At 68.6% G+C, this 12,948-nt stretch carries 11 protein-coding genes; 9 read left to right on the forward strand and 2 right to left on the reverse strand.

Annotated elements, in window-relative coordinates:
• The first annotated feature begins 151 nt into the window (after positions 1-151).
• The 6 genes from F3087_RS29785 (at position 152) to F3087_RS29810 (ending at position 7,818) form a co-directional block, all read left to right on the forward strand.
• Positions 152-1,381, forward strand: coding sequence for a cysteine desulfurase family protein (locus F3087_RS29785; protein ID WP_150405411.1), 1,230 nt, complete (start codon positions 152-154; stop codon positions 1,379-1,381).
• Positions 1,381-2,505, forward strand: a complete 1,125-nt coding sequence (mnmA, locus tag F3087_RS29790; RefSeq protein ID WP_150405412.1) for a tRNA 2-thiouridine(34) synthase MnmA — start codon at positions 1,381-1,383, stop codon at positions 2,503-2,505. The genes F3087_RS29785 and mnmA overlap by 1 nt, the downstream gene beginning before the upstream one ends.
• Before the next feature lie 211 nt (positions 2,506-2,716).
• Positions 2,717-3,751: a methionine synthase gene (locus F3087_RS29795; RefSeq protein ID WP_150405649.1), complete on the forward strand. Its 1,035-nt coding sequence runs from the start codon at positions 2,717-2,719 to the stop codon at positions 3,749-3,751.
• 110 nt (positions 3,752-3,861) lie between these two features.
• A complete protein-coding gene (gene ligA / locus F3087_RS29800; RefSeq protein WP_150405413.1) occupies positions 3,862-5,994 on the forward strand; it encodes an NAD-dependent DNA ligase LigA in 2,133 nt (710 codons plus the stop codon).
• 97 nt (positions 5,995-6,091) lie between these two features.
• Positions 6,092-6,787: an SDR family oxidoreductase gene (locus tag F3087_RS29805; protein WP_150405414.1), complete on the forward strand. Its 696-nt coding sequence runs from the start codon at positions 6,092-6,094 to the stop codon at positions 6,785-6,787.
• On the forward strand, positions 6,784-7,818 hold the full coding sequence (locus F3087_RS29810; protein WP_150405415.1) for an S-adenosylmethionine:tRNA ribosyltransferase-isomerase: 1,035 nt from the start codon (positions 6,784-6,786) through the stop codon (positions 7,816-7,818). The genes F3087_RS29805 and F3087_RS29810 overlap by 4 nt, the downstream gene beginning before the upstream one ends.
• Before the next feature lie 12 nt (positions 7,819-7,830).
• On the opposite strand, the gene F3087_RS29815 is transcribed toward F3087_RS29810, so the two are convergent.
• Positions 7,831-8,178 (reverse strand): hypothetical protein, encoded by a 348-nt coding sequence (locus tag F3087_RS29815; protein WP_150405416.1) that lies wholly within the window; start codon positions 8,176-8,178, stop codon positions 7,831-7,833.
• Positions 8,179-8,405: 227 nt separating this feature from the next.
• On the opposite strand from F3087_RS29815, the gene F3087_RS29820 reads away from it, so the two are divergent.
• The 3 genes from F3087_RS29820 (at position 8,406) to F3087_RS29830 (ending at position 10,801) form a co-directional block, all read left to right on the forward strand.
• Positions 8,406-9,650: an AAA family ATPase gene (locus F3087_RS29820; RefSeq protein ID WP_150405417.1), complete on the forward strand. Its 1,245-nt coding sequence runs from the start codon at positions 8,406-8,408 to the stop codon at positions 9,648-9,650.
• A gap of 39 nt (positions 9,651-9,689) precedes the next feature.
• Positions 9,690-10,037: a hypothetical protein gene (locus tag F3087_RS29825; protein WP_150405418.1), complete on the forward strand. Its 348-nt coding sequence runs from the start codon at positions 9,690-9,692 to the stop codon at positions 10,035-10,037.
• A 236-nt stretch (positions 10,038-10,273) separates the two neighbouring features.
• Positions 10,274-10,801, forward strand: a complete 528-nt coding sequence (locus tag F3087_RS29830; RefSeq protein WP_150405419.1) for a GNAT family N-acetyltransferase — start codon at positions 10,274-10,276, stop codon at positions 10,799-10,801.
• Positions 10,802-11,970: 1,169 nt separating this feature from the next.
• On the opposite strand, the gene F3087_RS29835 is transcribed toward F3087_RS29830, so the two are convergent.
• Entirely contained in the window at positions 11,971-12,621 is a 651-nt protein-coding gene (locus F3087_RS29835; protein WP_014987212.1) for an ACT domain-containing protein, read from the reverse strand.
• Between the last annotated feature and the right edge of the window lie 327 nt (positions 12,622-12,948).

The raw sequence follows: 12,948 nt of genomic DNA on the forward strand, positions 1-12,948 counted from the left end.
ACGGTGGCCGAGTGCCCGGACGCGCCGGTTGCGGGAATATCGGCGGCCGGTCGGCGGGTTGCGCATCGTGGGTGAATCGAAGACAAATCGAAGGCAGCGAGGGGACACCCCCAAGATGCGCAGGTCAACGCTGGGATAGGCTTTATCGGTCATGAAGGCGGGTTTCTCGGGTGCGGTCCACGGTGCGGCGGCCCATACGGTCTACCTCGATCATGCGGCCACCACACCGATGTTGCCTGCCGCGATCGAGGCGATGACGGCTGCGCTGGGCATCGTCGGCAACGCGTCGTCGCTGCACGGCTCCGGTCGCGCCGCCCGGCGGACGCTGGAGGAAGCGCGCGAATCGATCGCCGCCGACCTGGGCGCCCGGCCCTCGGAGGTCATCTTCACCTCCGGCGGGACCGAGAGCGACAATCTGGCGGTCAAGGGTATCTACTGGGCGCGTCGCGACGCCGACCCGCGCCGGACCCGGATCGTGGTCAGCTCGGTCGAACATCACGCGGTGATCGACGCGGTCGAGTGGCTGGAACGGCACGAGGGCGCCCGGGTGACCTGGCTGCCGGTGGACGACGAGGGCGTGGTCTCGCCGCGCGCGCTGCGCGCCGCGCTGTCCGCGAATCCCGACGATGTCGCGCTGGTGAGCGTCATGTGGGCCAACAACGAGGTCGGCAGCATCCAGCCGATCGGTGAATTGGCCGCCGTGGCACAGGAATTCGGCGTGCCCATGCATAGCGACGCGGTGCAGGCCGCGGCGCAGCTGCCGATCGACTTCGCCGCGAGCGGGTTGTCCGCGGCCAGCTTCGCCGGGCACAAGGTCGGCGGGCCGCACGGCGTCGGACTGTTGCTGCTCGGCAGGCAGGTGCCGTGTGTGCCGCTGCTGCACGGCGGCGGGCACGAACGCGACCTGCGTTCGGGCACCTCGGATACCGCGTCCGTGGTCGGCCTGGCCACCGCGCTGCACCAGACCGCGACCGAATTGGCCACGCGCACCGCGGAATTGACCGCGCTGCGGGACGCGCTGATCGACGGCGTGCTGGCGATCGCGCCGGAGGCGGTGCTCAACGGCGCGCCCGGCGAGCGGCGACTGCCCGGCAACGTGCACTTCACGTTCCCCGGCTGCGAAGGCGATTCGCTGCTGATGCTGCTGGACGCGGCGGGGATCGAATGTTCGACCGGTTCGGCGTGCACCGCGGGTGTCGCGTCGCCGAGCCACGTGTTGATCGCGATGGGTGTCGAACCGTGGCAGGCCCGCGGTTCGCTGCGTTTTTCGTTGGGGCACACCTCGACTCGCGCCGATGTGGACGCGCTGCTGGATGTGCTGCCCCAGGTTGTCGATCGGGCCAGGGCCGCGGGTCTGGCCGGTGCGAAGGGAGGTGTTTGATGCGAGTACTCGCCGCGATGAGTGGTGGTGTTGATTCGGCGGTGGCGGCGGCACGTGCTGTCGACGCTGGTCACGAGGTGGTGGGCGTGCATCTGGCGCTGTCCGCGTCGCCGGGCACACTGCGCACCGGGTCGCGCGGTTGCTGCTCCAAGGAGGACGCCGGCGACGCCAGGCGGGCCGCCGACGTGCTCGGGATCCCGTTCTACGTCTGGGATTTCGCCGACCGGTTCAAGGAAGACGTGATCGACGATTTCGTCGCCGCCTACGCGGCCGGCGAGACGCCGAACCCGTGCCTGCGCTGCAACGAGAAGATCAAGTTCTCCGCCCTGGCCGATCGCGCGCTCGCGCTCGGCTTCGACGCCGTGGTCACCGGGCACTACGCGCGGCTCGACGACGGCGTGCTGCGCCGGGCCGTCGACGCCGACAAGGACCAGTCCTACGTGCTCGCCGTACTGAACGCGCAGCAGCTCTCGCGCGCGATGTTCCCGGTCGGGGACACCCCGAAGCCGCAGATTCGCGAGGAGGCCGCCGAACGTGGGCTGGCCGTCGCGAACAAGCCGGACAGCCACGACATCTGCTTCATTCCGTCCGGCGACACCCAGGCGTTCCTCGGCGCGAAGATCGGCATCCGGCCGGGTGCCGTGGTCGACGCGGACGGGCAGAAGCTCGCGGATCACGAAGGCGTGCACGGGTTCACCATCGGTCAGCGCAAGGGGCTCGGGCTGCCGGGTCCGGCCGCCGACGGCAAGCCGCGCTACGTGACCGGCATCGATCCCGACTCCGGGACCGTGCGGGTCGGCTCGGTCGAGGACTTGCAGGTGTGGACCGTCGAGGCGGAACGCGCGATCTGGACCTCCGGCGTCACGCCGGAAGGACCGATCGAGTGCGTCGCGCAGGTGCGGGCGCACGGCGGCATGGCCTCCGCGGTGGCCGAGGCGGTCGGCGACGGCCTGATCGTCCGGTTGCGCGAGCCTTTGACCGGTGTCGCGCGCGGCCAGGCCGTGGTGCTGTATCGCCCGGATGAGCTGGGCGACTTGGTGATCGGCAGCGGGACCATCTCCGGGACCGGTGGGTCCGGCAGTGCGCCGGTCGGCAGCGACGCGGAGTCCGCAGCCACGCGGTGAGCTCGTCCTTCGTCTCGATGTGCGAGGGTTACCCGGAACCGACTGTCCCGCCGGCTCGCGCCGGTCGGCGAATCCGCCTGCCGCGCACACTGATCAGACCGCAACCGGGCTCCGGGTGCGCGCACCACGATCGATCGACGGAAGCTGACAACGGGTGTATCAGAACGCGAAAGGCACAGACATCGACGCAGCGGAGCAGCCGGTGAGCGGATTGCGCGGTGGCATCGCGACCGGCGTCGGCTCCTGGCCGGGCACCGATGCCCGCGAGGCCGCCACCACCGTGCTCGGCGAACTGCCGGATCTGCCGCACCTGGTGGAACTTCCGGCGCGCGGCCCCGGCGCGGACATGATCGGGCGGATGTCGGCGCTGCTGGTCGACATGCGTTTCGACACCACGACGCGGGGTTATCGGCTCGCCCCGCGGCCAGGGGGAGTGTCTCGACGTGCCCGGGATCTGCTCCGCGGTGACCTCGATGCGCTCGAAGAAGCCTGGGAGACAGCAGGTTTGGCTGGCTCCGGGCGCCCGATCAAGCTGCAGGTGGCCGGTCCGCTGACCCTCGCCGCGCAGGTCGAACTGCCCAACGGACATCTGGCGCTCACCGATCCCGGTGCGCTGCGCGATCTTTCGGAATCCCTCGCCGAAGGACTGGTGACGCACGTCACCGAGGTCCGCAGGCGGCTCGGCGCGGAAGTCCTTCTGCAACTGGACGAACCGTCCCTCACCGCCGTCCTCGAAGGCTCCCTGAGCGCCGTCAGCATGCTCGACAGCGTGCGCGCGCTGCCCGAACCCGAAGCCCTCACCATCCTGGACCGGGTCATCGCCACCCAGTCCGCCCCCGTCCTCGTCCACAGCTGCGCCGATTCCCCCGCGCTGCCCTTCCTCCGCAAAAGCACCGCCGCCGCAATCGGTTTCGACCTCGCCACGATCGCCACCCGCGACCTCGACAGCATCGGCGAACTCCTCGACGCCGGCAAACCCCTCCTCCTCGGCCTGATCCCCACCACCGCCCCCGCCGTCCCACCGACCTGGCGCGACATCGCCGAACCCGGCGTCCGCCTCATCGACCGCCTCGGCTTCCCCCGCCGTACCCTGTCCACCCAAATCCTGGTGACCCCCGCCTGCGGCCTGGGCTCCACTCCCCTCCCGTGGGCCCGCAAAGCCACCTCCCTCGCGACCGAGGTAGCCCGCGCCTACGCCGAAGACCCCGACTCGCTCACCTTCGACGAACCCTCCGGCGTCGCCTGAGCTTCGCGTCCCGCCGGTCGGCCGACCAGCTCGGTCGGCGCTGCGATCAGTGCGGCGACGTGCGGTAACACTGCCGGGAGATGTCGGTGGGCTGCGCTAATGTGCGTTGGGTGAGTGACAGCGGTGCGGTGAACAATGAGGCGGGCGCGGTGGCGGCGGCTACGGCGGAACAGCGCGTCGAGTGGCAGCGACTGGCGGACGAGGTGCGTGAGCATCAGTTCCGGTATTACGTGCGCGACGCACCGATCATCACCGACGGTGAGTTCGACACGTTGCTGCGGCGGTTGCAGGCGATGGAGGAGGAGCATCCCGATCTGCTCACTCCGGATTCGCCGACGCAACTGGTCGGCGGCGGGTTCGCGACGGACTTCACCGCGGTCGACCATCTCGAGCGGATGTTGTCGCTGGACAACGTGTTCGACTTCGACGAGCTGCGCACCTGGGCGACCCGGGTAGAGGTCGAGACCGGGTCCGGCCTGCACTATCTGTGCGAGGTGAAGATCGACGGGGTCGCGCTGAACCTGGTGTACGAGAACGGGCGGCTGGTGCGCGGCGCCACCCGCGGTGACGGGCGGACCGGCGAGGACGTCACGCTCAACGCGCGCACCATCGACGACATCCCCGGCGAGCTGACGCCCACCGACGAGTTCCCCGTGCCGACGCTGCTCGAGGTGCGCGGCGAGGCGTACATGCGGCTGGAGGATTTCGAGACGCTCAACGCCTCGATCGTGGCCGAAGGCAAACCGCCGTACGCCAATCCGCGCAACACCGCGGCGGGCTCGCTGCGGCAGAAGGATCCGTCGGTCACCGCGCGTCGCCGGCTGCGGATGATCTGTCACGGATTCGGCCGGATCGAGGGATACGCGCCGGCCTCGCAGCACGAGGCGTACCGCGCGCTGGCCGCCTGGGGTCTGCCGGTGTCCGAGCACACCAAGCTGGTGCAGGGCATCGATGCCGTCATCGAGCGCGTCGAATACTGGGGCGTGCATCGCCACGACATCGAGCACGAGATCGACGGCCAGGTGATCAAGGTCGACGAGATGGCGTTGCAGCGTCGCCTCGGCTCCACCTCGCGGGCCCCGCGCTGGGCGATCGCCTACAAGTACCCGCCGGAAGAGGCGACCACCAAGCTGCTGAACATCGAGGTGAACGTCGGCCGCACCGGCCGGGTCACCCCGTTCGCGGTGATGGAACCGGTCACCATCGCCGGCTCGACCGTCTCGATGGCCACCCTGCACAACGCCTCCGAGGTCAAGCGCAAGGGCGTGCTGATCGGCGACACGGTCACCATCCGCAAGGCGGGCGATGTGATCCCGGAGGTGCTCGGCCCGGTGGTCGACGCCCGCACCGGCGCCGAGCACGAATTCGTGATGCCGACCCATTGCCCGGCCTGCGGCACCGAATTGGCGCCGCAGAAGGAGGGCGACGCGGACATCCGCTGCCCCAACCAGCAGTTCTGCCCGGCTCAGCTGCGCGAGCGGGTGTTCCACGTCGCCGGTCGCGGCGCGTTCGACATCGAATCGCTCGGCTACGAGGCCGCCAACGACCTGCTGAAGTCGAACGCGATCACCGACGAGGGCGACCTGTTCGACCTCGACGAGGCGACCCTGCTGACCACCACGCTGTTCGCCAACAAGGACGGCGAGCTGTCCGCCAACGGAAAGCGCCTGCTGGAAAACCTGGACGCGGCCAAGAACCGGCCGCTGTGGCGGGTGCTCGTCGCGCTGTCCATCCGGCACGTCGGCCCCACCGCGGCCCGGATCCTCGCCCGCGAGTTCGGCAGCCTCGACCGGATCCAGAACGCCTCGGTCGAAGAACTCGCCGCCGCGGACGGCGTCGGACCCACCATCGCCGCCGCGGTCGCGGAATGGTTCACCGTCAACTGGCATCACGAGATCGTGGACAAGTGGCGCGACGCCGGCGTGCGGATGGCCGACGAACGTGACGAGTCCATCGAGCGCACCCTGGAGGGCCTGTCCATCGTGGTGACCGGCTCGCTGGAAGGGTTCTCCCGCGACGGAGCCAAGGAGGCGATCCTGATCCGCGGCGGTAAGGCCGCGGGGTCGGTGTCGAAGAAGACGGCATTCGTGGTGATCGGTGACTCGCCGGGCACGAAGGCCGCGAAGGCGGAGGAACTCGGCGTGCCGATCCTCGACGAAGACGGATTCCGATTGCTGCTGGAATCCGGCCCGGAGGCGGTGACGCCGGCGACGGCCAGCGACGATGCCGCGGCGGAAGAGTAAGCGAGCAGGCGGTATTCGCCGGCCGGCGAACAGTGCTTGACCTGAACTTCACTTCAGGTATGAGGATGGGCGGGTAGGCAACTACCAGGAGGTGCTCATGTCTCGTCCCACCGCACTGATCACCGGCGCGTCCGCCGGATTCGGGCTGGCGCTCAGTCGCGCACTCGTCCAACGCGGTTGGCGAGTGATCGGCACCGGCCGTCGCGCCGATCGGCTGGCGCAGGCAGCCGAGGAACTCGGCGCCGCGTTCATCGCGATCCCCGGCGATGTCACCGATCCGGCGCACCGCGCGCTGCTGGCCGAAACCGCAAGCAGCGCGGGGGAACTCGCGCTGGTCGTGAACAACGCGAGCCGGCTCGGCCCGAGCCCGCTGGCCCGCCTCGCCGACTATCCGCTCGACGAACTCGAATTGGTCTACCGGACGAACGTCCTCGCCCCGCTCGCGGTCGTGCAGTTCGCACTGCCGCTGCTGGCGCCCGGCGGCAGCGTGGTCAACATCAGCTCCGACGCCGCGCTCGAGCCGTATCCCGAATGGGGCGGCTACGGTTCATCGAAGGCCGCGCTCGATCAACTCACCGCGATCCTCGGCGCCGAGCATCCGGACGTGTCGATCTACGCGTTCGATCCCGGCGACATGCGCACCGAGATGCACCAGGCCGCGTTCCCCGGTGACGACATCTCCGACCGGCCCCAACCCGACACGGTGGTGCCCGCGCTGCTGCGGCTACTGCAGGAGAAACCCAAGAACGCGCGTTATGCCGCAGCCGATTTCGCGGTGGGGCACGCCTCATGACGGTCACGCTGGCGCAGCGCTCCTTCATCCTGCCGCCCGAACGCAATGCCGTCGCCCCACCGGAGGCGCGCGGCCTCGCCCGCGACGAGGTCCGGCTTCTGGTCGCCGGAGATCACCTCACGCACGCGCAATTCCGCGAGCTGCCGCGGCATCTGACGCCGGGTGACCTTGTGGTGGTGAACAATTCGGCGACCCTCGCCGCCGCGGTCGACGGCCGGATGGAAGGCACGCCGATCGCGCTGCACTTCGCGACGTGGCTGGACGACGGCGGCTGGGTGGTGGAGGTCCGCACGACCTCACGCACTCCCTATCCCGCAGAACAGCTTTCGGCCGGAATGGTCATTCAGCTACCGGAGGGCGCGCGAGCCACGCTCCGCGCGCCGTGGCTGCCCGGAGCCCGCCGGCTGTGGATCGTCGATGTCACCACCGACCCACGGTGCCTGCTGGACGTTTACGGCTACCCGATCACCTATTCGTATGTGCCGCAACGCTGGTCCGCGTCCTACTACTCGACGGTCTTCGGTCGCATCCCGGGCAGTGCGGAAATGCCCAGCGCGGCAAGGCCGTTCACCGAACGCCTGGTTCTCGATCTGATCGCGGCCGGCGTCGGGATCGCGCCGATCACTCTGCACACCGGCGTCTCCTCACCGGAGGCGGGCGAACCGCCGAGCCCAGAACGCTTCACGGTCTCGGATTCGACCGCCCGCACGGTGAACGATGCGAAGGCGGCGGGCGGACGCGTCATCGCCGTCGGCACCACGGTCACCCGGGCACTGGAATCCGCCGCCGACGAGTCGGGTCGCGTTCAGGCCGCACAGGGCTGGACCGAGCTGGTGCTCGGCAAGGATCGCCCGGCGCACGTGGTCGACGGGCTGATCACCGGCTGGCACGCGCCCGGTGCGTCACATCTGGATCTGCTGGTCGCCGTGGCGGGCGAGGCTACCGTCCACGAGGCGTATTCGGCCGCGCTGGACACCGGTTACCTCTGGCACGAGTTCGGCGACAGCGCGTTGCTCCTGCGCGGGCGGTAGTGGCCGAGCGGGTCAGTTCGGGGTGACGGACACGGTGGCGCTCTGCTGCCCCGCGATGACGAACCGGCCGCAGCTCCCGTTGCTCAGCTCGTGCCGGGTGGTGACGATCTGCTTCTTGTAGTTCAGGTAGCCGGCCTCCGCGACCACGTCGGCGCCCGTCATCGAGCACACCTTCGAGATCGTCTCGGCGCTGTAGGTCGCGGTCCCCGTCTGACAGCGGGGTTCGGCGTTGGCGAAGAAGATGCGCGCGGAGCCGTCGGCGCAGGTCTCGGCGGCGGCGTGCGGAGCGACCGCCACTACCGACCCCAAGGCGATGGCGCCGGCGATGGAGCTTCGGATTACCAGACGACGAACCGTCATATCGTTACCCATCAGTTTCGAACGTTTGCAGCAAGAACGGCACACGAACAAGTCGTGGCGTCCAGCATGCTAACCCGTAACCAGCGTCTTTGTCGGACGATCCGCTCGTACCACCCGGCAGTGCTCGTGCTATGCGCATCGGCTATCAATCCTTCTCGCGCCGTTCGGTGTGGCATCCGGCAAGCCCTGCTGTCGCGGCGTGGCGGCCGGGACGAAAGGATGGCGGGATGCTGCGCAGTTTTCAGGTGACGAATCACAGATCGCTGGCCGAGGAGCAGGAACTACGGCTGACCAAGGGCGGGGGACCGGTGGCGGTGCCGGTGACCGCGATCCACGGTTCCGCCGCGGCGGGCAAGACGAACCTGATCGACGCGCTCGCACAGATGCGCGACGCGGTGCTGCATTCGGTGACCGGCTGGGACCCCTACGCCGGACCGGCCCGGTCGCCACACCTCGGATTCCCGGACCGCCCTTCGGAATTCGTGGCCGGCTTCGTCGCCGAGGGCGTGCCCTACACCTACGGTTTCCGGCTCGACAACGCCGATGTGACCGCCGAGTGGCTCTACACCCAGCCCCGCTCGCGCAAGCGAATCGTGTTCGAGCGCAACGGCGAACAGATCAAGATCGGCCCGATGTTCGAGGCGGCGCGCTACGGGATCGCCGCGCTGGTGCCGCTGGTGCGGCCGAATGCGTTGCTGCTCAGTCTCGCCGGGCAGATGTACGCCGACGCGCTGGTGCCCGCGTACCGCTGGTTCGAGTCGATGCTGGAGGTGCAGCTCGGCCCCGCCGACCCCACCGCCATCGCGCATCGACTAGGTGGTCACATCTCTCGCTCGCCGGAGAACGCCGCGCGCCTGCTCATGCTGCTGCGCACCGCCGAGCTCGGCATCACCGATCTGCTCATCGCCGAGAACGACCCGATGTACGCGGACTACCTGCGCGACCTGGACGCCGACATCGCCGCGCTGGGCAAGCAGATCGAACTGTGCGCCACCTCGCCCGACTTCGCCGACCGGATGTTGCAGGAGAACGGCTTCACCCCCGTGCTGCTGGAGCGCGAGCTGACCAACCTGAAGGCCGCCAGGGACGCCCTGTACACGCGGATGGTCGCGCGGCGTGGGGTCGGCCTCGGCCTGGTGCACGACGGCATCGCCAACCCGTTCGATATCACCGACGAATCCACCGCGACCCAGTCGCTGCTGCGCGTGCTGCCGACCATGCTGGACGCGCTCGACTCCGGCCGCGTCCTGGCCATCGACGACATCGGCGCGCACCTGCCCGCCGAGGAAACCGATCGCCTGATCCAGCTGTTCCAGAACCCGGAAACCAATTCCCAAGGCGCTCAACTGATCTACACCACGAACAACCGCGCGCTGATCGATCGGAGCAACGGGCGGTCCTCGCGCACCCGCAGCGCGGTCTGGCAGGTCCGCCGCACCGAACACGGCACGAGCGAGCTCGCCACGGTGTAGCTGCGCGTTCGGCACGGCCGGGCGCAATAGCATGGGGCCATGTTGGAGTTCGGAATGCTGCTGATCATGATCCTCGCCGTGGCCGGGGTGGTCGCGGTCTATCTGCGCGGCCGCGGCACCTTCCGTTCCGCACCGGGGGAGACCGGCACGCTCTACGTCACCGGCGTGAGCCCGCGACCGGACGATGCGATGGGCGAGCAGTTCGTGACCATCACCGGCAACGTGACCGGCCCGACCGTGCAGGGCGCCGTCGTCTACGGCCGTTTCGCCTGGGACGTCAACGCGTGGCCGTCGATCGGCGATCTCATCACCATCGCCTACCCGCCGGGCAAGCCGGAACGCTGGCAGATCGTGCATCCCGGCGCGCGCCCCGGTCTCGGCTCCTGATCAGGGTGTGTGTCGTTGATCGTTGATGTCGGTTGGCGCGATGCCTGGTGCGGGCGTGCCGGAACGTTGGCAGGTGGTGCGGCCCCCGGGTCTCGGTTCCTGACCGGTAGGTGAGTCACGCATTTCGTGGCGAGGATCAGCGCTGGCTGGAGGGCGAGCGGCGCTATCTCGGGCAGCTGGCGGACGAAGGCATGTGTGACGTAGACCGTTCTACGTCGAATGGCACGATGCGTGGTATGGATGCGAACGCTGGTGTCGGTGGCGAGAACGTGGGATTGATCATTCGGACGGCCGAACCGGCCGAGTACGCGGCGATCAGCGAACTCACCGTGGACGTCTACGTCGGCGAAGGCTTCGTCCGCGCCGACACCCCGTACGCGGCCGAACTCGCCGACACCGAACATCGCGGCGCATCCGCACAACTGCTGGTGGCCACCCACGCCGGCCGAATCGTGGGATCCCTCACCGTCGCCCGCCCCGGCACCCCCTACGCGGAGATCGCGCGACCCGGCGAACTCGAGTTCCGCATGCTCGCCGTCTCGAAGACCGCCCGCGGCCTCGGCGCGGGAACCGCGTTGGTACGCACCGTGATCGACATCGCCAAGGCCGAAGGCTTCGAAGCCGTAGCCCTCACCACCATGCCCGCCATGACCGACGCCCGCCGCATCTACGACCGCTTCGGCTTCACCCCCACCCCCGACCGCGACTGGCACACCCCCGCCGGCGAACTCCTCACCGTCCTCCGCCTAGCCCTGGCGAACTAACGCCCAACAACCCACACCCATCCCCCGTCGGCCGAGAAGTTTGCTACCGAGCGGGACATGAGAACACGGCGACTCGCACTTTCCCGCCGCCACGTCCCGCTGGCCGCACTGGTTGCTGTCGAGCGGGACATGAGGGCGCGACTACTCGCACTTTCTCGCTGTCATGTCCCGTTGGCCGTAGTGGTTGGTGTCGAGCGGGACATGAGGGCGTCGTTACTCGTGCTTTCCCGCTGTCATGTCCCGCTGGCTGCTGTTGTTGCTGTCGAGCGGGACATGAGGGCGCGATTTCGCGTCTTCCGCCGTCAGGTCCCGTTGGTCGCGGGGATACCGTCGCACAGGCCTCGGCCAGCGAGGCTGATCGCACTTGCCATGCCCCCACGGCGGTTGCGCGCGGTTTCCTCCGCTATCTCCCATCGGCCGTGAGGTTGCTGTCGAATGGGACACCACGGCGCGGCGACTCGCACTTTCCCGCTGTCATGTCCCATTGGGCGGTAAGAGTTGTCGCCGAACGGGACTGGAACGCAACTACTCGCGCTCCCCCGCCGCGATGACCCGTTGACCGAGGTTGCTGTCGAGCGGGACATGAGGACGCGGCCACTCATACTTTCGCGCCGTCAGGTCCCGTTGGCGGCAGGGAGGCCGTCGAATGGGACATCAAGGCGTGGTTACTCGCACTTTGCCGATGCTGTGTCCCGTTCGTGGCAAGCGTTGTCGTCGAGTGGAAAGTTATGGCGTGGCTCCTCGTGCCTTCCCTCCGCTGTGTCCGGCTTCCTGCCGAGCTGTCGTCGAGCGGGACATGAGGGCGCGATTACTCGCGTTTTCTCGCTGTCATGTCCCGTTGGCCGAATCGGTTGTTGTCGAACGGGACTGGGGTGGGGCCGCTTGCCGTTCCCCGCCGCTACCTATCTCCCGTTGTCCGTGAGGGTTGGTGCCGAATGGGACATCAGGGCGTCGCCACTCGCACTTCCTGCCCTGATGTCCCGTTCGTGGCAAGGGAAGTTGCCGGGCGGGGCGTGACGGTGCGGTTACTCGTAATTTCCCGCTGGCATGTCCCGCTGGTTGGTGGAGCTGTCGTTGAACGGGACATCCGGGTGAGGTGGGTTGTCCGTTTTGATCATGTTCGTTTCGTACGTGCACTTTTGGCTCGCCCGTGGACCTTTGGCGAATGGTCAGCCGAGGACGGTGGCGACGATTCCGGCGAGGTAGCCGAGGCGGGCGACTTCCGAGGGGCGGAAGTCGGGGCCGCCGGGGCGGCCGAGCAGGAGGACCTTGCCGGTGTTGCCGAGCGGTGCGGCGGCGAGTTTGGTGTCCATGTCGCGCCAGATCTCCGGGACCCATTCGGATTCGGGGTCGAGGATGGCGGGCTTCTCCAGCGGCATCCACGGTGCCGAACCCGCTTGGGTCTCCGGCGCACTCGGGCTGCCGACCACGCGGTAGGCGCCCTGCGGGCCCATGTCGATGATGGTGCTCCAGCCGACCCGCAGCACCCGGGGCACGCCGTCGACGAGCACCTGTAATCGGTCGTCCTTGGCGCTGGCGACCTGGTCGATCAGTTCGAGTTCGCGGTGGGTGTCCAGCACGCCGGAGTACGGGCGGATGGAGTCGACGCGCACGTCGCCGATCGATTCGGCGGCGGTGATCAGGGTGTCCGGGAGCGCGCCCTGCGGCACCTCGACGACGAGGTCGTCGACGGCGAAGCCGGCGCCGCGTTCCACCACGTCCAACGAGAGGATGTCGGCGCCGACGGAGCCGAGGGCGAGCGCGAGAGCACCGAGGCTTCCCGGTCGATCCGGAAGTTGCACGCGGAGCAGATACGACACGTGCGTTCCTTTCCTAGGGCGGCCGAGGCTCTCAACGGATACCCGGGTCACGCAATACTTACACCCCCGCGCCCCAGTAATCGACTCGAAGCACGGCCAGTGATGTACGCCACGCGGCGATTTCGGGACAGTACGGCGTGTCGAGCTAGTGGGGAAACCGTGTCGTCGAATCGGATCCACCCGAATCGGCGTCATGCGCGGCACGCTCAGCCTACCGCCGGGCTCCGACAGGAGTGGCGGGTGTCGCGCTGTTGTGGCCGGGCCGCGCCCGATATGCGATGTTCAGCCGATTCGCCCGTATCCCTTTGTGTCCCTGAGTCGCGATCG

The sequence above is a fragment of the Nocardia colli genome (genome assembly GCF_008704205.1).
Classification (GTDB): domain Bacteria; phylum Actinomycetota; class Actinomycetes; order Mycobacteriales; family Mycobacteriaceae; genus Nocardia; species Nocardia colli.

Excerpts from the sequence above, each read along its gene's own strand:
- F3087_RS29785 (WP_150405411.1), top strand. The coding sequence starts at position 152 with ATGAAGGCGGGTTTCTCGGGTGCGGTCCACGGTGCGGCGGCCCATACG.
- mnmA (WP_150405412.1), top strand. The coding sequence starts at position 1,381 with ATGCGAGTACTCGCCGCGATGAGTGGTGGTGTTGATTCGGCGGTGGCG.
- F3087_RS29805 (WP_150405414.1), top strand. The coding sequence starts at position 6,092 with ATGTCTCGTCCCACCGCACTGATCACCGGCGCGTCCGCCGGATTCGGG.
- F3087_RS29810 (WP_150405415.1), top strand. The coding sequence starts at position 6,784 with ATGACGGTCACGCTGGCGCAGCGCTCCTTCATCCTGCCGCCCGAACGC.
- F3087_RS29815 (WP_150405416.1), bottom strand. The coding sequence starts at position 8,178 with ATGACGGTTCGTCGTCTGGTAATCCGAAGCTCCATCGCCGGCGCCATC.
- F3087_RS29820 (WP_150405417.1), top strand. The coding sequence starts at position 8,406 with ATGCTGCGCAGTTTTCAGGTGACGAATCACAGATCGCTGGCCGAGGAG.
- F3087_RS29825 (WP_150405418.1), top strand. The coding sequence starts at position 9,690 with ATGTTGGAGTTCGGAATGCTGCTGATCATGATCCTCGCCGTGGCCGGG.
- F3087_RS29830 (WP_150405419.1), top strand. The coding sequence starts at position 10,274 with ATGGATGCGAACGCTGGTGTCGGTGGCGAGAACGTGGGATTGATCATT.